The organism is Kitasatospora sp. NPDC056184 (genome assembly GCF_042268405.1).
Taxonomy (GTDB): domain Bacteria; phylum Actinomycetota; class Actinomycetes; order Streptomycetales; family Streptomycetaceae; genus Kitasatospora.
This window is the reverse complement of the sequence record NZ_JBHJUI010000022.1, coordinates 58,391-75,682: the sequence shown is the minus strand read 5'-3', so window position 1 is coordinate 75,682 and position 17,292 is coordinate 58,391. Positions and strand designations below refer to the sequence as shown.

The following is a 17,292-nucleotide window of genomic DNA, read 5'->3' as shown; positions in this document are numbered from 1 at the left end:
GTGCCCGTATCCGGGCTGGTCACAGCCCCGGGGCGGCCGTTCAGAGCTTGCCGGCACGACGGCCGCCCCGGGTTCCCCCATCACCTTGACGAGACAGGGAGGGCACCATCATGCCCCGGAACCGGAAGTCTCCGGCCCAGTTGGCCACCGAGGCCGGCGACCTGGTCCGCTCGCTCAACCACGCCACGCTGGACAGCGGCGCGTACGCCTACCCCGGCGACGTGGACGCCACCGTCCAGGCCCTGGCCATCCTGACCGGCCGGCTGCCGCAGGCGATCAGCCAGAGCGGCACCGCGCTGACGGCGATGGCCGTCGCCGGGAGGGTCCGCCTGGACGCGATGGGCGACCAGACGCCGCTGACCGGCCACTTGGCCGGCGCCGCGGTGGCGGTGACCCGCGCTGTCCATGCCTGCGCCGCCCTGGAGTCGGCGCTGAAGGAGCTCGGCTCCTACACCTGCCGCCTGGCCTTCGCCGAGCCGCAGGAGCTCAGCGCGTGAACGGCGACGGCTGGTACCCGGCGGAGCTGGACGGCCCGGAGTGGGTCAGACCCGCTGAGCCGGACTGTCCCGACTGCCCGTGCCACACGCTTCGGGTCTGCGTGGGCAAGGTGTGGCACCTGGCCTGGCCCCGGCACGAGGGCTGCCCGTGCGAGAAGGCCGCGGTCGCCGCCGACACGCCGCCCGCCACCCGGCAGGTCACCGTCACCGTCGGCGGCGTCACCCGCACCGTCACCGCCCAGGCCCCCACCGTCGGATTCGGCGCCGGCCTCCTGCTGACGCCCCGGGTCTTCCTCGCCGCCGACGACACCGGCGGCCCGGTGACGGTGGCGATGGTGCTGACGGCGGCCACCGACCGCACCCCGGCCGACCAGGTCGCCCTCTGCGAGATGGGCCGGCGGTGGGCGATCCGGCTGACCGCCTCGCACGGCGGCGCCCAGGTCCGCATCAGCGGCTGGCACGACGCCTGAGCCATCGGCTCCGCGTCCCTCACACCTTCACCCCCGCGTCCCCGCACCACTGGTGCGCGCGGTGACGCACATCCTCCAGCGGCCCGAGCGCCGCGCGAAAGGCAGCCATGTCCACGACCACCACGTTCTCCGACGGCACCACCTCCGAGCCCGACCCCTGGACGGTCGACTTCAGCGGCGTGGACGGCCGACGACGCGCCTACGACTTCTCCGAGCTGCCGTGCCCCGCTCTGCACGCCGACCTCAAGCGCGCGTTCGCCACCACGATCAAGCAGGCCGGCTCCTTGTCCACCGCGGACGTGTACTTCACCACCCTGCGTCGCTTCCTGAGCTTCCTCGGCACGCTCGGCGAGACGTTCGACGCCCTGTCCGCGCTCCGGCCCCGGCACTTCGACCAGTACCGGGCCAGCCGGGCCGTCGCGGTCAGCACGGACGCCAGGTACCGCGAAATGGCGGTGCTGTTCCGGCTGCTGAAGAACGCGCCGTATGGCAGCCTCTGCCCGGAGCTGGGCAATCAGGTCCTGCAGCCCGGCCGCCCCGGCCAGAGCGGGCAGTTCACCACCCGCCCCGTGCCGTCTGCCCCGCTGTTCTACTCGCAGCACGAGTTCGAGCAGGTCCTTGACGCCGCCCGCCAGGACGCGGCCGCCATCCGCGACCGGATCGAGTCCCAGGGCCCCTGCACCATCAACCGCCAGGGCCTGACGGCCCAGGACCTGGCCCCGCTGCTGGTCCTGGCCACCCGGCTCACGCTGCTGCGGCCCTCGGAGATCCATGACCTGCCCGCCTCGCACGAACTCGCCCAGGACAGCCGGATGGTCCAGGTCCGCACCCGCCGCGACCGCCGGCCCGGTGAGCTCTTCACCCTGCGCTGGCCGGTCGGCGGCAGGCAGAGCGAGCGGCCGCAACTGGCGGGCGACCTCTACCTGATGGTGCACCAGCTCACCGAGGGCGCCCGCCGCGCGTGCGGCTCGGAACGGCTGTGGTGCGTCTGGACACCGGCCGGGGCCCGCGTGCCCGCCCGCACCTCCCTGGCGCCGCTGCTGAACGAGTGGGCGGCCAGCCGCCGCCTGGTCGGCGACGACGGCAACCCGCTGCCGGTGGCTCTGTCCCGGGTCCGGACCACCGCCCGTCTGGCCGACGGCTCCTGACCGGCCCGGACGCTTCGCGCCGGGCGGCGCCGGCCGCCCGGCTCCACCGACCGACCAGCAGTGACGGGAAGCATGAGCGACGAGATCGCCTGGCGGGTGTTCCACACCCGCCGCACCCTGCCCCGGCCGCAGTGGCCGGACCCCTTGATCGACATCTTGTGGGACCTGGACGAGTGGCTGGACGACCACGCTGTCCTGGACGGACAGCCGTTCCTGATCAGCCCCCTGGGCCGGTACGACGTCGAGCTGAACTCCTACTTCGCCACCGCTCTGGCCGCCTCGCCCGAGGACACCCAGCGTGCGGCGGCCTCCGACCTGAAGTTGTGGCTGACCTTCCTGTGGATCAGCCGGGGCCGCAAGGACTGGCGCCGGGCGACACCGGAGGACCGGGCCGCATACAAGCAGTGGCGTACGGCGGACCCGCGCGGCCCCCACGTGGACTGGACCACCTGGGACCGTGAGGTGGCCACCGTCAACAGCTTCTACCAGTGGGCCGTCCACCCGAGGCGGGCGTACGCGGCGGAGAACCCGATCATCCAGCGCGAGGCCCGCGCCCACCCCGCGCACGGGCACCGGACCGTGGCGATGACCCCGGCGGAGTCCTCCCACACCGGCCCGCGCAACGAGGTCGTCTGGCTCACCCCGCAGATGTACCGCAGCTGGCGGGACGTGGGGCTTCGCGGCTACACGCCCGCCGGCTTGGCGGACCGCTCCTACCGGGGCCGCTTCGCCACCCGCAACGCGACCTATGCCGATCAGATGATCCGCACCGGGATGCGGCTGTGCGAGCAGACCTCGCTGTCGCTGTTCGAGCTGCCGCGCCAGGTGCCGGGCAACGCCAACACCCGCACCTGGCTGCCGGAAGCGATCGCCAAGTGGGGCTCCGCCCGCTGGATCTACCTGCCGGCCTCCTCGCTGAAGGCGACGTGGGACTACGTCGAGGAGGAGCGGGCCGAGGCCGTGGAGTACGCCCGCGAGAGCGGTGTGTACGAGCGTATCCGCAATCCGCTGATCGTCGCCGATCCGCTTGATCCGGTCGTCGTGATCGAGGGCCAGCGGATCGCGGTGGAACGGCTCACCCACGCCGAGCGCCGACGGCTGCTGATCGACACCCCCGACGGCCTGGAGCCCGCCGCGCTGTGGCTGAACGAACAGGGGCTGCCCAGCGCCCGCTCGTGCTGGCAGGAGGTGTTCAAGGCCGCCAACCGGCGGTGCACCCGCCACCGGCTGAACCTACGGGCCCATCCCCACGCGCTGCGGCACAGCTTCGCGGTCATCACCCTCGAACAGCTCTGGCGCGGCCACATCCAGGACATGGCCGCGATGAACCCCGGCCAGCGCCAGACCCACCAGATGGTCTTCGGTGACCCGCTCAACTGGGTCCGCATCCGGCTCGGACACCGAAGCGTCGTCACCACTCTGCGGTACCTGCACGCCCTGCAGGACCTGGAGATGGAGACCCGCATGGCGCTCATTCCCAACGACTGGGAGCCCACCGCCGCACCCGCCGTCTCCACTACTGCCACCCCGGAGGGGGTTCCCGCATGACCACCGACTCTGTCGAGACCAGCCGGCCGTCCGACACGGACGCCCCGGCCCTGGGGCCGCTCGACGTGCACTTCACCGGAGTTGACGGCCGCCAGCAGGTCTTCTCCTTCGCCCACCTGCCGGTCCCGGCCCTGCACCACGACCTGGTCGCCGCCTTCCGCTCCCGCTGCCAGGACACGAGGTCGGTGAAGACCGCGCTGGGGATGCACGGCTCGACGGCAAGGTTCCTGTACTTCCTCGGCGAGCTCGACCAGGTGCCCGGCTCGATCAGCGAGCTGACCGCCGAGCACATGCGGCTGTACCGCACCCACCGCAGCGACACGGCTTCCCTGAACTCGCGCACCGCCCAGCACACCGCCGCCTCCAGCCTCCTGCGGCACGTCAGCCCGCCGGACCTGCTCAGCCATTCGCTGCGGACCTACCTCGCCCAGTCCCGCGCCGCCGCCGCATGGGACGGCACCCCCGAGGACTTCGACCCCACGCCCCGCATCGAGGAGGACCCCGACAATCCGCTGCTGATCGTGTTCACCGAGGCCGGCGGCCGACAGCGGATCTTCGACCTCTCCACCTTGGAAGTCCCCACCCTGCACGCGGAGTTGGCAGCCGCGTTCAAGAAGGTGGTGACCCGCGACGAAGGGCCCATCGGCCTCAACCACGCCAACAGCCACTACTCGGCCCTGCGGCGGTTCCTGCAGCACCTGGCACAGACGGACACCGACCTCGCGTCGGTGAGCGAACTGAACGCCCGCCACCTGACCGAGTTCGCGGACCGGATCGCCGCGGAAGTGGCACCGGACACTGCCAGGCGGATGCGCCTGCACATCCACTCCTTGCTGGGCAACGTGCGGCCATACGACCAGTTGTCCGCCAACCTGCGGGCGGCTCTGGAGACCACAGGCGCCGGCATCGCCCTCCCCGCCGTGACGGACCCCGTCCGGGTGATCCCGGCTCCCCGCCCCGGCAAGGGACGCGGCTCCGCGATGCCCGAGGGCCCCTACACCCCGGATGTCACCCGCGCCGAGCTGGTGAAGTCCCTGACGGTGACGTTCACCGGCGAGGACGGGCGAAGCGATGTGTTCAACTTCGCCACGCTCCCCTCACCCGCCTTCCACGCCGACCTCGCCTCGGCGTTCGCCGTCCGCACCGGACCCACCGGGGGCCTGCGGACCCAGTCCAGCGCGATGAACATGTTCGGCTGCATCGCACGGTTCCTGACCTTCCTCACCACCCTTGGGGAGCCGCCCGCCTCCCTGTCCGAGCTCACCGTCCGGCACCTGAATCGCTTCCGTCTCCACCGCCTCCAGACCGTGAAGGAGCTCAGCGCGACGCGCGAGCTGTATGCGATCCGGCTGCTGCTGCGCGAGGTCACCCCGTCCGACGTGCTCTCCCAGGACCTGCGTGACTACCTGCGGGCGCCCCTGTGGCAGATCGGCGCCAACTCGCCGGGTGTGCCGGGGTATTCCGACCGTGAGTTCCGTGACCTCATGAGCGCCGCACGCACGGAGGTCGTCGCCATCCGCGACCGTATCCGTCGGGGTGAACGCCTGCTGGAGACCTTCCGCACCGACCCCGGCTCCCTCACCGACGACGAGCGGACGCTGGCCGGACACCTGGACACGATGGACCGCACCGGGTACGTACCGGTGGTCCGCACCCAGCTGCGTCGGCCGGTCATGGAGGGCCGCCTCGAAATCGCCCGCCACCTCTTCCTCACCGACAGCGACCTCGCCCCCCTGTTCGTCCTCGGAGTCGGCCTGACCGGCCGCAACGCCGAGACCATCAAGGATCTGGCAGCCGACCACCGTGTCCTGGAGAACCAGGCGGTCGCGGTCGCCCTCACCAAGCGCCGCCGCGGCAAGAACAAGACCCGTGAGACCGTGCACTGGGAGACCGGCGGCAGTGACAGCCGCCAGCTGCACACCCCCGGCGGCTACTACCTGCTGCTGCAGCAACTCACCGCCCGCAGCCGCCGCTTCTCCGCAAGCACGCGGATCTGGAGCATCTGGGCCGGCAGCAGCGGACGCCCCGGACCCAACTGGGCCCTCAAGGCGGCATCCGCCGGCCACCTCGACCCGTTCGCGGACCGGCTGTCCCGCAACCTGTACCTGCGGCAGCTCGCCGAGCGTCACAACCTCATGGACGACAACGGGAAGCCACTGGAGATCAGCGGCAACCGGATCAAGACGACCGTCGAGGTGCGGACCACCAAGGCCATGGGCGGGCACCTTCCCTCCGCCTCCCGCACCAACACGCTCGACGTGTCCTTCGCCAACTACCTGCGCGGTGATCCCGTCGTACGCGAGTGGGCGGACGAGGTCCTCGTCACCGCGCTCAGCGACGCCGAGGAGCACGCCCGCGGCCGAACGCCCCGAGTCCTCACGCCGGCCCTCAGCCGCCAGCTGAGCGAAGACCTCGACGGGGCCGCCGCCGACCTGGGCACCACGCCCACCACACTGAGCCAGGCGCTGAACGGCGAACTCGACACCGTTGCCAGTTCCTGCCTGGACATCGAGAACAGCCCGTTCAGCGAGGACCGCTGCGACGTGTCCTTCCGCACCTGCCTTCGCTGCCCCAACGCGCTGATCACCCATCAGCACCTGCCCGTGCTCCTGGCCCTGACCGCCGAGATCGAGCAGGCCCGGCAGAGCATGGCCCTCGACGGCTGGGTCCACGAACACGGCCGCACATGGCTCGCCCTGACCCGCCTGATCCTGCCTCAGTTCACCGACGCCGAGAAGACCGAGGCGGCCCGAGCCAAGCCCGCCCCGCTCGTGCTCGATCTCCTCGACGGACCCAAGGAAGCCTGATGACCACAGCCACGGCACTCGCCTTCAGCCACCCCTTGGCCGACGAACTCGTCCTGGCCAACCGCACCCTCGTCGCCAGCGCGGACCTCCGGACGAGCGCACGCTTCACCGACGACATCTGGGAGCTGACCCCGGCCCTCCACATGCAGCACAACCGCGCCCTGAAGCTGAACTTCCCGGTCATTCCCGTCCAGTTCCGGCTCCCGGCCAAGGAGTACTTCTTCGCGCTCCTGCGCAACGACCACCCGCACGGCCAGCCTGAACTCGCGATGGGGACAGTCCACCGCCGCTTCAGCCAGGTCAAGGAGTTCCTCGTCTGGGCGGACGAACGCGGCGCGCGTTCCCTGAGCGAGCTCGGCCAGGATGCCTTCGAGGCGTACGACGCCCACATCAGTGCCCAGCACAATGGCGCCACCGCGTTGTCCGGCAAGCGTGCCGCTGTTCGGAGCCTGTGGCACTACCGCTCCAAGCTGACCGGCGACGCGCTCACCTCCGACCCCCAGATCGCCTTCGACGACTCGCCCGCCACGGCCGACCCCACCGTCCGCCGGGGCACCCGCGAGAACGCCACCAAGCGCATCCCCGAAGAGGTGTTGATCCCGCTGCTTACCTGGGCCTTGCGGTGGGTGGAGGACTTCTCCGACGATGTCCTGCGCGCCCAGCAGGGCTGGCAGGAGGCCCGCAGCCGCGCGCTACCGCGCCACGGCCTGATCGACGGCACCACGCCGGTGCAGCGGCTCACCGCGGTACTCGACACCTACCGCGCCGCGCGACGGCCGCTGCCCGCCCTGAACGAGCAGGTCCTGCAGATGCACGCCAGCGCCCCCGAACTCGGCGTGAACATCAAGCACATCGCCCGCCAAGCCCAGATCCACCACAGCACCGCCCGCAAGGAAGGCGGCTACTTCGAGCTGATCAAGGCAGCCGTCGCGGAACTCGGGCTGGGCGACACCGCCTACGTCGACACCGACATCCGCGGCACGCTCGACGGCGAACCGTGGACGGACGGCCTGCGCTGGGACCGCATCGAAACCTACGTCCGTCTGCTGCACGCGGCGTGCTACATCACCATCGCCTACCTGTCCGGCATGCGCGACAGCGAGGTCAAGCACATGAAGCGCGGCTGCCTGGGCGTCTGGCGCGACGAGCAGGGACGCCCGGTGCGCTACCGAGTCACCAGCCAGGCGTTCAAGGGCGAGGGCTCCCCCGACGGCGTCGAGGCCACCTGGGTCGTCAGCACCGCCGCGGCCAAGGCCGTCCGCGTGCTCGAAGCACTCCAGCCGGCCGACCAGCCCTACCTCTTCGCCGTCCCGCCCACCTCTCGGCACTACAGCCGGGGACGGACCAACTCCGCCCAAGTGGGCAGCACCACTCTCCAGCAGCTCGCCCTGTTCATGAAATGGGTCAACGCCTTCTGCACGAGCAGTGGACGCGCCGACGGAATCCCGCAGGTCAACGGGCGCGAGTGGAGACTCGACACGCGGCAGTTCCGCCGCACCCTCGCCTGGTCCATCGCCCGGCAGCCCGGCGGATCGATCGCCGGCGCCATCCAGTACCGCCACCACTCCATCCAGATGTTCGAGGGATACGCCGGCACCTCCGCCTCCGGCTTCCGGCACGAAGTCGAGGCAGAACAAGCCATCGCCCGCGGCGAAAAGCTCGGCGACATCATCCTCAGCCCGGCCCCGCAGCGGCTCGCCGGTCCCGCCGCCGACGAAGCCGAAGCCCGGCTCGCCGCCATGGAGAGCGACGTCCAGTTCCTCGGCAAGATCATCACCGACCGCAAACGATTGGACCGCTTCATGCGCCGCAACGACCCCCACATCTACCCGGGCCAGTTCGTCACCTGCGTCTACAACCCCGACCGGGCCCTGTGCCGCCGCGACGCCACGGACGGGCCCTCCCTGCCCGACTGCCAGCCGCTGAAGTGCCGCAATGTGGCCCTCACCAACGACAACAAGGAAGCCTTCACCGCCTGGCTGCAGCGTCTTGAAGCCAGCTTGGCCAACGCCACGGTCCTCGCCCCGTACGTACGGGACCGCCTCGAACAGCAGCGGGACGACATCACCCAGTTCCTCGCGGCGAACAGCATCCCGACCGGCCAGCCGGAGCAGACCCAGTGACACAGCCGACGATCACGGAGGACCAGGTCCAGACGGCCATGAACATCGTGCTGCGAGAAGCCCAGGAGGCAGGGCGCCGCGCGACAGTCTCGGCGGTCGAGCGGCGCCTGGGCATCAAGCACGCCACCTTCTACCGCAACTTCCCCGACCTGATCGGCTGGTTCAAGGCCCAGGCCGGCGCCCACGAGCAGACACCCGGGGCCGAACCGGAAGCCGGACGGCGCAAGACCCCGAACGAGATCATCGCGGACCTTCGCCGCGAGAACACCCAGCTCCGCCGGACCGTCGCGGTGTACGCCGAAGCCCTCCGCCAACTGACCCTCGACTACGAAGAGTCACGTAGCGAAGTGCACCAGAACGCGGCCGTCGCCGACCTCGCGAGCCGCCGTAGCCAGCGGACAACAAGCACCTGAAAGAGTGATGGACTTGTCCGCACCCGCATAAGCCAGGCAGAGCAGGAACCGGGCCGGCAGCCGCATCGATCCGGCCGACCGGGCGATCACCACCTCGCCCGATTCGAGCGGTTGGCGCAGCGCGTCCAGCACCCGGACGGGGAACTCCGGCGCCTCGTCGAGGAACAGGACGCCCCGGTGGGCCAGCGAGACCGCACCCGGTCTCGGCAGCCCGCTGCCTCCGCCGACGATCGCCGGCATGGTGGTCGAGTGGTGCGGGGCGCAGTAGGGCGCCCGGTCGACCAGCGGCCGCCCGGCCGGGAGCAGCCCCGCCACCGAGTGGACCGCGGTGACCTCCAGCGCCTCCTTCTGGGTGAGCGGTGGCAGCAGCGACGGCAGCCGCTCCGCCAGCATGGTCTTGCCCGCGCCGGGCGGTCCCTTGAGATAGAGGTGGTGTCCGCCGGCGGCGGCGATCTCCAGGGCCCGGCGGGCCTCGTACTGGCCGGCGACGTCGGCGAGGTTCATCCGGGCGGCCGCCTCGTCGGGCAGGCCTCGCACCCCCGCGCTGGGGAGCATCAGGCCCGCCATCAGCGGGTCCGGGTGACCGGCGGAGCGGTCGGCTGGCTCCTCCGGTTCGGGGGCTCCGGTGAGCACCGCCACCAGCTGGCGCAGGCTGCGCACGCCGAGCACGGTCACCCCGGGGACCAGCTCGGCCTCGGCGGCGGTCTGGTCGGCGACCACGACGCGCCGGTAGCCGGCGTCGGCGGCGGCCAGCACCGACGGGAGCACCCCGCGCACCGGGCGCACCCGCCCGTCCAGCCCGAGCTCGCCGATGAGCAGCAGGTCGGCGATCGAGGTCGGGTCGAGCCGTTCGGCGGCCGCCAGCACGGCGCAGGCCACCGCGAGGTCGAAGCCGCTGCCGCTCTTGGGCACCGAGGCCGGGCTCAGCCCGACGGTCAGCTTCCGCTGCGGCCAGGCCTCGCCGCTGTTGACGATCGCCGCCCGCACCCGGTCGCGGGCCTCGGAGAGTGCCTTGTCGGGCAGGCCGACCAGGGCGAACGCCGCCACCCCGGGTTCCAGATCGGCCTGGACCTCGACGATCACCCCGTCGACGCCGACCAGGGCCACCGAGCACGTCCTGGCGAAGGCCACCTCAGACCACCCCCCGCAGGTGGTCGACCGAGGCGGCGCCGCGGGCGCGATTGATGACGGCGACCAGGTCGATCCGGACGCCGCCGGGCGGTACCGGCGCCCATGGCGGGTCGGTGGCGCCGGGCCGGTAGTCGGGGCCGGCCAGCTGGGCGAAGTGGCCGGGCCAGCGCTCGGTCATCCAGCGTTCGGCCAGTCGGCGCAACCTGTCCGCCTTGGTCGGGCCGATGGCCTCGCTGGGCTGCTGGAAGCCCCGCTCGGAGCGGGTCTTGACCTCGCAGACGGCCACCGTGTCGCCGTCGAGGGCGACGATGTCCAGCTCGCCCTCGACGCAGCGCCAGTTGCGGTCGAGGATGCGCAGCCCGTCCTCGGCGAGCCGACGGGCGGCGACCTGCTCGCCGTAGCGGCCGAGGCCGGCGTTGGTCGACCTCCCCGGTCCCGGCGCGGCCGCCGGGGGCGGGCCGTCCGACGGGGGCCGCGCCGCCCTCCGGCGCGGCTGCCCGTCCTGCCGGGCCTTCGCGGTCTGCTTGCGCGTGGCGCGCTCGATCTCCTGCACGGTGACCACCTCCGCCGGGGAGGTTGCCGTGCGCTCCGGGATCGGGCCGGAGAGTTCTTTTTCCCTGTGGACAACTCGGGCCTGTGGATAACTCCTGTCACCCTCGGGAGTGATTAACCCGGAATACCCGGAATTCCCCTGGACATCCGGGGGCCGGGCGGTCCACCGTCAGTTCCCGAAGCCGGACTCGTCCGAGGGCAGCTCCAGGTCGCTCTTCGCGAGTTCCTCGATGTTCACGTCCTTGAAGGTCAGCACCCGGACCTTGCGGACGAACCGGGCCGGCCGGTACATGTCCCAGACCCACGCATCCGCCATCGACACCTCGAAGAACACCTCGCCCTGGACCGAGTGCACCTGCAGCTCGTAGTCATTGGTGAGGTAGAACCGTCGCTCGGTCTCGATCACGTACTTGAACAGGCCGACGACGTCCCGGTACTCCCGGTAGAGCTTGAGCTCCATCTCGGTCTCGTACTTTTCGAGATCTTCGGCACTCATCCAGGCGTCCCCTCAACTTGTCACGTCCACCCATTGTGGACCACCGCACTCACCCTCAGAGCCTTACCGGGACGGCCGGCGGCCCTTCGGCCAACAGCCGCTCCAGAAAGTCCACCAGCCCGAGCGGATAGACCATCTCGGTGGTGGCCCGCAATTCCCCGACCGTCCACCAGTGTGCCGCGAGCAGTTGGGCGTGCTCGTCCTCGCCCATGCCCGAGTGGTCCAGCGCCGTCTCCGACGTGCGGGCCAGATGGAACCACTGCTCCTGCTCGTAGCGCCGCCCCCGATAGGAGAACGAAGCCGTGCCGTACGCCACCACCGGTCCCAGTTCCACGCCGCGCAACCCGGTCTCCTCCAGGAGCTCGCGCTCGGCGGCGTCCCGGAGGTCCTCCCCCGGTTCCAAGCCCCCGCCGGGGGTGAACCACCAGCTGACGCCGGAAACCGCCGGGTCCGACCCGTGGAAGAGCAGCAGCCGGTCCTGCCCGTCGAGCAGCAGGATCCGCGAGGCCCTGCGCCGCTGTGCCGCCATGACGAGCCTCCACGTTCCTTTCGTCCGCCCCGGTCGCTCCCCCGATCCTGCCACCCGGCGCGGTCGTCCGGGGCGAGGTTGGGCAGAGCGGTCCCGGCGCGAACCGCGCCGACCGGGGTCAGGCCGCGCGACGGCGGCGGCGAGCCAGCCCCGCCACCCCGCTCACCGCCGTGGTCGCGAGGATCGTCGCCGCGCCTACAACGCTCGCCCAGAACGCGGGCTCCAGCGGTCCCGGGCCGGCCGGGCGGTCCCCGCCGACCACCTGGAACGCCGAGGTGCCGGCCAGCAGGCCCGACCTGCCGAGCGGAAGCACGGTGGCCTCGACCCTGGCCTGCACCTCGGTGGCCGGGACGGTCCCGCCGTCGACCTCCAGGTGGACGCGGGAGTCGAGCGAGCCGAGCCGGTTGTCGCCGAGCAGGAAGAGGCGGCCGGGCGGTACCTCCACGCTGAAGGCCGCACCCTGGGCGCCCTGCGCCGCGAGGTACGGCTCGTCCACCGGCTTGCCGTTGACGGTCAGCCGCTGGTCGTCGGTACCGACCGCGACGGTGTCGCCGCCGATCGCGACCACGCGCTTGACCATGAGCCGGCCGCCCCAGGCCTGGTCGCGGAAGACCACGACCTCGCCGCGCCGGACGTCCGCGCCGTCGGTCTTCCGGGCGAGGACGGTGTCCCCGGCCCGGACGGTGGGCTCCATCGAGCCGGTCGGGATGCCGTAGGGCCGGTAGCTCACCGCGATCACAGCGAAGCCGCCGATGAGGAGGACCAGCCCGAGGCCGAGCAGTACTCCCTGAACGACGGCGCCGGGCCCGCGCCGGGGGCGGGCGGCGGCCGGCGGATCGTCGGTCGGCCGTTCCACGACACTGCTCATCGACACCGTCCAAACCCTGACCGACCCGGAAACGCTCACGGCGGCGTGCCGGGGCCGCGGGCGGAAAACCCGGCGGGCCGTGGCACGTCCGAGCAGATTACTCGTCGGTACCACGGCCCGCGCAAGACCCGGGAGCCCCCGGTACGGCTCAGGACCGCCGGTCGCGGTCCGGCCGGTTCCGCAGCCGGCGGACCAGCGGGAGCAGGGCGACGGCGCCCACGGCACCGGCCGCGGCCGGCACCGCCGGCACGGCCGCCGCCAGGCCCTTCTGGTCGAAGGTGTCCGGCACCGGCAGCGTCGACCAGTGGTTGACCGGCCAGGCCACCACGAAGGCCCGCCCGATCACGTCGTCCACCGGAACGGCCCCGCCGCCCGGCTGGTCCATGTGGAAGCGCGAGTCGAGCGAGTCCGCGCGGTGGTCACCCATCACCCAGATCCGGCCGTCGGGGACCTTCAGCGGACCGAACGGCTTCGTCCCGCAGGGCGTGTTGCCGGGGTAGACGTAGGGCTCGTCGAGCGCGATCCCGTTGACCTTCACCGGGCCCTCGCCCTCGCACTCGACGGTGTCCCCGCCGACCGCGATGACCCGCTTGATGAGGTCCTTCTCGTTGTCGGAGGGCATCAGGCCGACGAAGCTCAGCACCTCCTGGATGCCCCGGACGAAGGCGTTGCTGCTCTCCGTGGTGGGCTCGTCGCCCAGCCAGCCGCCCGGATCGTGGAACACCACGACCTCGCCGCGCTCGGGCTCGGCGCCGAACCACGGGGTGAGCTTGTCCACCAGGACCCGGTCACCGACCTGCAGCGTGTTCTGCATCGACTCCGACGGAATGGAGAACGCCTGGACGAAGAAGGTCTTGATCACCAGCGCCAGGACGAGGGCGATGCCGATGAGGATCGGCAGCTCCTTCCAGAACGAACGCTGCTTGCGCTCCTTCTGCGGCGGCTGCTCCTCGGTACCGTCCGCCGGCCCGGGCTCGCCCGGGAGGGGCGGCGGGGTGTCACCCGTGCCGTCGCCGTGCCCGTCCGCGGACTGGGCCGCCGCTTCCTCGGCCGAGGCCGAGGGCGCCGCGGTCTCCGCGGACCGGGCCGCCCGGCCGCCGGAGCCCTCGGGCTCGCCGGCGCCTGAGCGGGCGCCGATCACCAAATCCCCCACAACGTCTCCTCCCTGCTGTGCGGACGCCCGTGCGTCCGCGCTCACAGTGCCGCACAGCGGGCACCACGTACCACCGCCGGCCGCACCCCGCCAGGTCCGGCCCCGGACGGGTCCGCCTGACACCGGCACAGCCTTCGGGAACGGCCTCCCGGCAGGAGTCGGCCGCACCCAGCACTTCTCTATCACTCCAGGGCATCCGGCTCGCGGTCCCACACGCGCGGTCCGGCGGTCCACCGGCCCTCCCGGGCCTACAACCGGGCCCGCTCCGCCCGGCGGCCGATGATCGGAAGGATGCCCAACACACCCATAACGAGCGGCGGTTCCTCAGGAACCGGCCCCCCGCCCGCCGAGTTCGGCGCGATTCCGCCGCCCGCCGGAGCCCGCGCCACCGAGGAGAGTGAAACCGGCACCTCAAGTTGATGAACCCGGCCCGGTGGCCAGGCGATCATGAACGCCCTTCCCACCACACCACTCACCGGAACCGTGCCCTGCCCCGGATTGCCCATGTGGAAACGGGAGTCCGCGGAAACGTCCCGGTGGTCGCCCATCACCCAGAGCCGCCCCTGCGGCACCTTCACCTTGAACGGCTGCCGGGACGGCGGGTTGCCCAGCGCCAGGTAGGGCTCGTCCAGCGGGCTGCCGTTGAGGCTGACCCTGCCCTGGTCGTCGCAGCACTCGACGGTGTCGCCGCCGACCCCGATCACCCGCTTGATGAGGTCCTGCTCGCTGTCGGAGGGCAGCAGCCCGACGAAGGTCAGCACCTGCTTGGCCGCGCGCAGGACCGGCCCGTCCGTCGAGGCCCCGTGCTCGCGCTCCAGCCAGCCGCCCGGATCCTTGAACACCACCACCTCGCCGCGCTCCGGCTCGGCGCCGAACCAGGGGGTGAACTTGTCCACCAGCACCCGGTCCCCGATCTGGATGGTCTGCTCCATTGAGCCGGAGGGGATCACGAAGACCTGCACCAGGAAGGTCTTCATCACCAGCGCCACGACCAGCGCCACCACGACGATCAGCGGGATCTCGCGCAGGCGGGAGCGCCGGCGGCGACGGGCGGCCCGGCGGGCGGTGCGTCGGCGCTCGGCGCGCCCGCGCACCGCGGGGGCGGGAGCGGCGTCCTCCTCCGTCCCGGCCGCGGGGCCGGGCGGGGCGTCCGGGGCGGGTCCGGCGCGCGGGCGGTCGGCGAGCCTCCCCCTACCTCTGGTCCCCATGGCCACCGGTCCCCCCTGTCGCGGCAAAGGCCGCCGACCGGTCCACGGTGGCCCAGCGTCCGACCGGGTAGACCACCCAGGCGGCCCGGCCGATCACCTTGGACTCGGGGACGAACCCGCCGCCCGGGTCGCCGAGGTGGTCGCGGGAGTCCCGGGAGGCACTTCGGTGGTCGCCCAGCACGAAGAGCTTGCCGGACGGCACCACCACGTCGAAGGCCACGGCGGACGGCTCGTCCCCGGGGAAGAGGTAGCCGGACTCGTCGACCGGCACGCCGTTGACGGTGATCGGGTGTCCCGGTCCGGCACTGGTGACCCGGTCCCCGCCGACGCCGATGACCCGCTTCACGTAGACCGCGTCACCGGCCGGGACCAGCCCGACGTCGCGACCGAAGGAGCGCAGCGAGGTCCAGAGGCCGTCACGCTCCAGCGGCTTGCGCAGGAAGGAACCCGTACCGTCGAACACCACCACGTCGCCGCGCCGGGGGTGGTCGCCGAAGGCGTAGGACAGCTGGTTCACCACCAGGCGGTCGCCCGGGCGCAGGGTGTTCTCCATCGACCCGGAGGGCACCGAGAACGGGCGCGCCACGAAGGCGTTCACCAGCAGCAGCACGGACAGGCAGATCCCGACGAGCAGCAGCAGGTCCCGCGAGCGCGAGCGCCCGACCTCCCGCTCCGCGGCCTCGCCCTCCGCGTCATCACCCTCCGTGACAAGGGCGTCTCCGGAGTCGGACTCGGGGCCGCTCTCGGAGCCGGTCTCGGAGTCATTCCCAGCGGCGGTCCCGGAGCCTTCCGCGGAAACGACCGCGGACCGCGTCGGCGAGTCCGCACCGGTGGGTGCGGGACGGCCGTCGCGGTCCGCGGGTGGTTCGTGCGTGCTCATCGGGGGCTGAGCTTACCGTGCGGCAACCCGGCCCCCCAGAGCGATCCGATCCCCCGGCGATGCCGGGGGCCGGTGGATCAGCGGTCGCGCTTCTCCTTGATCTTCGCGGCCTTACCGCGGAGGTCACGCAGGTAGTACAGCTTGGCGCGGCGAACCGCACCGCGGGTCACGACCTCGATCTTCTCGACGACCGGGGTGTGCACCGGGAAGGTGCGCTCGACACCGACGTTGAAGCTGACCTTGCGAACGGTGAAGGTCTCACCGATGCCGGCGCCGTGACGGCGGATGACGACGCCCTGGAAGACCTGGACACGGGAGCGGTTGCCCTCGATGACCCGGACGTGCACCTTCAGGGTGTCACCGGCGCGGAAGGCCGGAATGTCGCTACGCAGCGAGGCCGCGTCGACAGCAGCGAGCTTGTTGCTCATGTTGCTCTCCATCGCAGGCGCCACGGGCCGCCCACGGAAGTCGTCACAAATGGGGTCTGCTGCGGGCCGCACCGGCTACCGACGATCCCCCCGTGGCGGGGGCGCCGAACCACGTGACCCCTACGGGAGGAGCCCAGCGACAGACAGCAGCGGCCTATTCTTCCACACCACCGGCCGCGGACCGAAATCGGCCGAGCCCCTCGTCCCAGGCGAGGCCGAGCACGTCGAGCGCCGCGCGGTCCTTCTTGTCGAAGTCCGCGTGCCGCCAGCGCGCCACCAGGTCCGGCCGGTTGGCCAGGGTGCGGGCGAAGGCCTGCTCACGGCGCCAGCGGGCGATCTTGCCGTGGTTCCCGCTCAGCAGGATGTCCGGCACGGTACGGCCGCGCCACTCGGCGGGCTTGGTGTAGACCGGGCCCTCCAGCAGGTCGGCCATCGCGCCGGGCGCGAAGGAGTCGTCGCGGTGGGACTCGGCGTTGCCGAGGACGCCGGGCAGCAACCGGGCGATCGCCTCGACCATCACCAGCACCGCGACCTCGCCGCCGGCCAGCACGTAGTCGCCGATCGACGCCTCGACCACCGGCATCCGGGTGGCCGCCTCCTCGATCACCCGCCGGTCGATGCCCTCGTACCGGGCCGGGGTGAACGCCAGCCACGGCCGGCCGGCCAGCTCCTGCGCGAGTTCCTGGGTGAACGGTCGGCCGCTGGGGGTGGGCACCACCAGGGTCGGCACCTCCCCCTCCGGCCCCCCGGCGAGCACCGCGTCGAGGGCCTCGCCCCACGGCTCGGGCTTCATCACCATGCCCGGGCCACCGCCGTACGGGCTGTCGTCGACGGTCCGGTGCACGTCGTACGTCCAGTCGCGCAGGTCGTGGACGTGCACGTCGAGCTGGCCGCGGGCGCGCGCCTTGCCGACCAGCGAGATGTTCAGCGGCTCCAGGTACTCGGGAAAGATCGACACGACGTCGATCCGCATCCCGTGCCGCGCGGCGGCGGGCTCCGCGCTCTCCACCGCTTCCACGGCCTCCGTGACCTCCGTGACCT

At 71.9% G+C, this 17,292-nt stretch carries 16 protein-coding genes and 1 pseudogene; 7 read left to right on the top strand and 10 right to left on the bottom strand.

Annotation, left to right across the window (positions count from 1 at the left end; all coding sequences use genetic code 11):
* Window positions 1-110: 110 nt before the first annotated feature.
* The 7 genes from ACFC0B_RS32080 to ACFC0B_RS32050 all read left to right on the top strand — a co-directional run bounded on the left by ACFC0B_RS32080 (window position 111) and on the right by ACFC0B_RS32050 (window position 9,006).
* Entirely contained in the window at window positions 111-497 is a 387-nt protein-coding gene (locus tag ACFC0B_RS32080) for a hypothetical protein (RefSeq protein ID WP_376093808.1), read from the top strand.
* Window positions 494-967 (top strand): hypothetical protein, encoded by a 474-nt coding sequence (locus ACFC0B_RS32075; RefSeq protein WP_376093805.1) that lies wholly within the window; start codon window positions 494-496, stop codon window positions 965-967. The genes ACFC0B_RS32080 and ACFC0B_RS32075 overlap by 4 nt, the downstream gene beginning before the upstream one ends.
* 107 nt (window positions 968-1,074) lie before the next feature.
* Window positions 1,075-2,115: a hypothetical protein gene (locus tag ACFC0B_RS32070; protein WP_376093802.1), complete on the top strand. Its 1,041-nt coding sequence runs from the start codon at window positions 1,075-1,077 to the stop codon at window positions 2,113-2,115.
* Between the two features lie 72 nt (window positions 2,116-2,187).
* A complete protein-coding gene (locus ACFC0B_RS32065) occupies window positions 2,188-3,663 on the top strand; it encodes an integrase (RefSeq protein ID WP_376093799.1) in 1,476 nt (491 codons plus the stop codon).
* Entirely contained in the window at window positions 3,660-6,470 is a 2,811-nt protein-coding gene (locus ACFC0B_RS32060) for a hypothetical protein (protein ID WP_376093796.1), read from the top strand. Before ACFC0B_RS32065 ends, ACFC0B_RS32060 begins: the two co-directional genes overlap by 4 nt.
* Window positions 6,470-8,593 carry a hypothetical protein gene (locus ACFC0B_RS32055; protein ID WP_376093793.1) on the top strand — a complete coding sequence of 708 codons (2,124 nt, stop codon included), beginning with the start codon at window positions 6,470-6,472 and terminating at the stop codon, window positions 8,591-8,593. Before ACFC0B_RS32060 ends, ACFC0B_RS32055 begins: the two co-directional genes overlap by 1 nt.
* The gene (locus tag ACFC0B_RS32050) at window positions 8,590-9,006 is read left to right on the top strand and encodes a hypothetical protein (RefSeq protein ID WP_376093790.1); all 417 of its coding nucleotides are present in this window, start codon (window positions 8,590-8,592) and stop codon (window positions 9,004-9,006) included. Before ACFC0B_RS32055 ends, ACFC0B_RS32050 begins: the two co-directional genes overlap by 4 nt.
* Window positions 9,007-9,036: 30 nt before the next feature.
* On the opposite strand, the pseudogene ACFC0B_RS32045 reads toward ACFC0B_RS32050, so the two are convergent.
* From ACFC0B_RS32045 to trmD, 10 genes and pseudogenes are all read right to left on the bottom strand, one after another.
* Window positions 9,037-10,137, bottom strand: a pseudogene (locus ACFC0B_RS32045) (YifB family Mg chelatase-like AAA ATPase); the annotation flags it as partial.
* A gap of 1 nt (window position 10,138) precedes the next feature.
* Window positions 10,139-10,690: a YraN family protein gene (locus ACFC0B_RS32040; RefSeq protein ID WP_376093787.1), complete on the bottom strand. Its 552-nt coding sequence runs from the start codon at window positions 10,688-10,690 to the stop codon at window positions 10,139-10,141.
* Between the two features lie 168 nt (window positions 10,691-10,858).
* A complete protein-coding gene (locus tag ACFC0B_RS32035; RefSeq protein WP_030056781.1) occupies window positions 10,859-11,185 on the bottom strand; it encodes a DUF2469 domain-containing protein in 327 nt (108 codons plus the stop codon).
* A 55-nt stretch (window positions 11,186-11,240) separates the two neighbouring features.
* Window positions 11,241-11,714 carry an NUDIX hydrolase gene (locus ACFC0B_RS32030; protein ID WP_376093784.1) on the bottom strand — a complete coding sequence of 158 codons (474 nt, stop codon included), beginning with the start codon at window positions 11,712-11,714 and terminating at the stop codon, window positions 11,241-11,243.
* A 118-nt stretch (window positions 11,715-11,832) separates the two neighbouring features.
* Window positions 11,833-12,582 (bottom strand): signal peptidase I, encoded by a 750-nt coding sequence (lepB, locus tag ACFC0B_RS32025; RefSeq protein ID WP_376093781.1) that lies wholly within the window; start codon window positions 12,580-12,582, stop codon window positions 11,833-11,835.
* Between the two features lie 148 nt (window positions 12,583-12,730).
* The gene (gene lepB, locus ACFC0B_RS32020; protein WP_376093778.1) at window positions 12,731-13,735 is read right to left on the bottom strand and encodes a signal peptidase I; all 1,005 of its coding nucleotides are present in this window, start codon (window positions 13,733-13,735) and stop codon (window positions 12,731-12,733) included.
* A gap of 248 nt (window positions 13,736-13,983) precedes the next feature.
* Window positions 13,984-14,943 carry a signal peptidase I gene (gene lepB / locus ACFC0B_RS32015; protein WP_376093775.1) on the bottom strand — a complete coding sequence of 320 codons (960 nt, stop codon included), beginning with the start codon at window positions 14,941-14,943 and terminating at the stop codon, window positions 13,984-13,986.
* On the bottom strand, window positions 14,927-15,823 hold the full coding sequence (gene lepB, locus ACFC0B_RS32010) for a signal peptidase I (protein ID WP_376093772.1): 897 nt from the start codon (window positions 15,821-15,823) through the stop codon (window positions 14,927-14,929). Before lepB (ACFC0B_RS32010) ends, lepB (ACFC0B_RS32015) begins: the two co-directional genes overlap by 17 nt.
* A 77-nt stretch (window positions 15,824-15,900) precedes the next feature.
* The gene (rplS, locus tag ACFC0B_RS32005; RefSeq protein ID WP_030306736.1) at window positions 15,901-16,251 is read right to left on the bottom strand and encodes a 50S ribosomal protein L19; all 351 of its coding nucleotides are present in this window, start codon (window positions 16,249-16,251) and stop codon (window positions 15,901-15,903) included.
* A 154-nt stretch (window positions 16,252-16,405) separates the two neighbouring features.
* Window positions 16,406-17,224, bottom strand: a complete 819-nt coding sequence (gene trmD, locus ACFC0B_RS32000; protein ID WP_376093964.1) for a tRNA (guanosine(37)-N1)-methyltransferase TrmD — start codon at window positions 17,222-17,224, stop codon at window positions 16,406-16,408.
* Window positions 17,225-17,292 lie beyond the last annotated feature (68 nt).

What these genes read in the sequence shown, in the direction of transcription:
- ACFC0B_RS32080 (WP_376093808.1), top strand. Translation starts at nt 111, where the DNA reads ATGCCCCGGAACCGGAAGTCTCCGGCCCAGTTGGCCACCGAGGCCGGC.
- ACFC0B_RS32070 (WP_376093802.1), top strand. Translation starts at nt 1,075, where the DNA reads ATGTCCACGACCACCACGTTCTCCGACGGCACCACCTCCGAGCCCGAC.
- ACFC0B_RS32065 (WP_376093799.1), top strand. Translation starts at nt 2,188, where the DNA reads ATGAGCGACGAGATCGCCTGGCGGGTGTTCCACACCCGCCGCACCCTG.
- ACFC0B_RS32060 (WP_376093796.1), top strand. Translation starts at nt 3,660, where the DNA reads ATGACCACCGACTCTGTCGAGACCAGCCGGCCGTCCGACACGGACGCC.
- ACFC0B_RS32055 (WP_376093793.1), top strand. Translation starts at nt 6,470, where the DNA reads ATGACCACAGCCACGGCACTCGCCTTCAGCCACCCCTTGGCCGACGAA.
- ACFC0B_RS32035 (WP_030056781.1), bottom strand. Translation starts at nt 11,185, where the DNA reads ATGAGTGCCGAAGATCTCGAAAAGTACGAGACCGAGATGGAGCTCAAG.
- ACFC0B_RS32030 (WP_376093784.1), bottom strand. Translation starts at nt 11,714, where the DNA reads ATGGCGGCACAGCGGCGCAGGGCCTCGCGGATCCTGCTGCTCGACGGG.
- lepB (WP_376093781.1), bottom strand. Translation starts at nt 12,582, where the DNA reads ATGAGCAGTGTCGTGGAACGGCCGACCGACGATCCGCCGGCCGCCGCC.
- lepB (WP_376093775.1), bottom strand. Translation starts at nt 14,943, where the DNA reads ATGGGGACCAGAGGTAGGGGGAGGCTCGCCGACCGCCCGCGCGCCGGA.
- lepB (WP_376093772.1), bottom strand. Translation starts at nt 15,823, where the DNA reads ATGAGCACGCACGAACCACCCGCGGACCGCGACGGCCGTCCCGCACCC.
- rplS (WP_030306736.1), bottom strand. Translation starts at nt 16,251, where the DNA reads ATGAGCAACAAGCTCGCTGCTGTCGACGCGGCCTCGCTGCGTAGCGAC.
- trmD (WP_376093964.1), bottom strand. Translation starts at nt 17,224, where the DNA reads ATGCGGATCGACGTCGTGTCGATCTTTCCCGAGTACCTGGAGCCGCTG.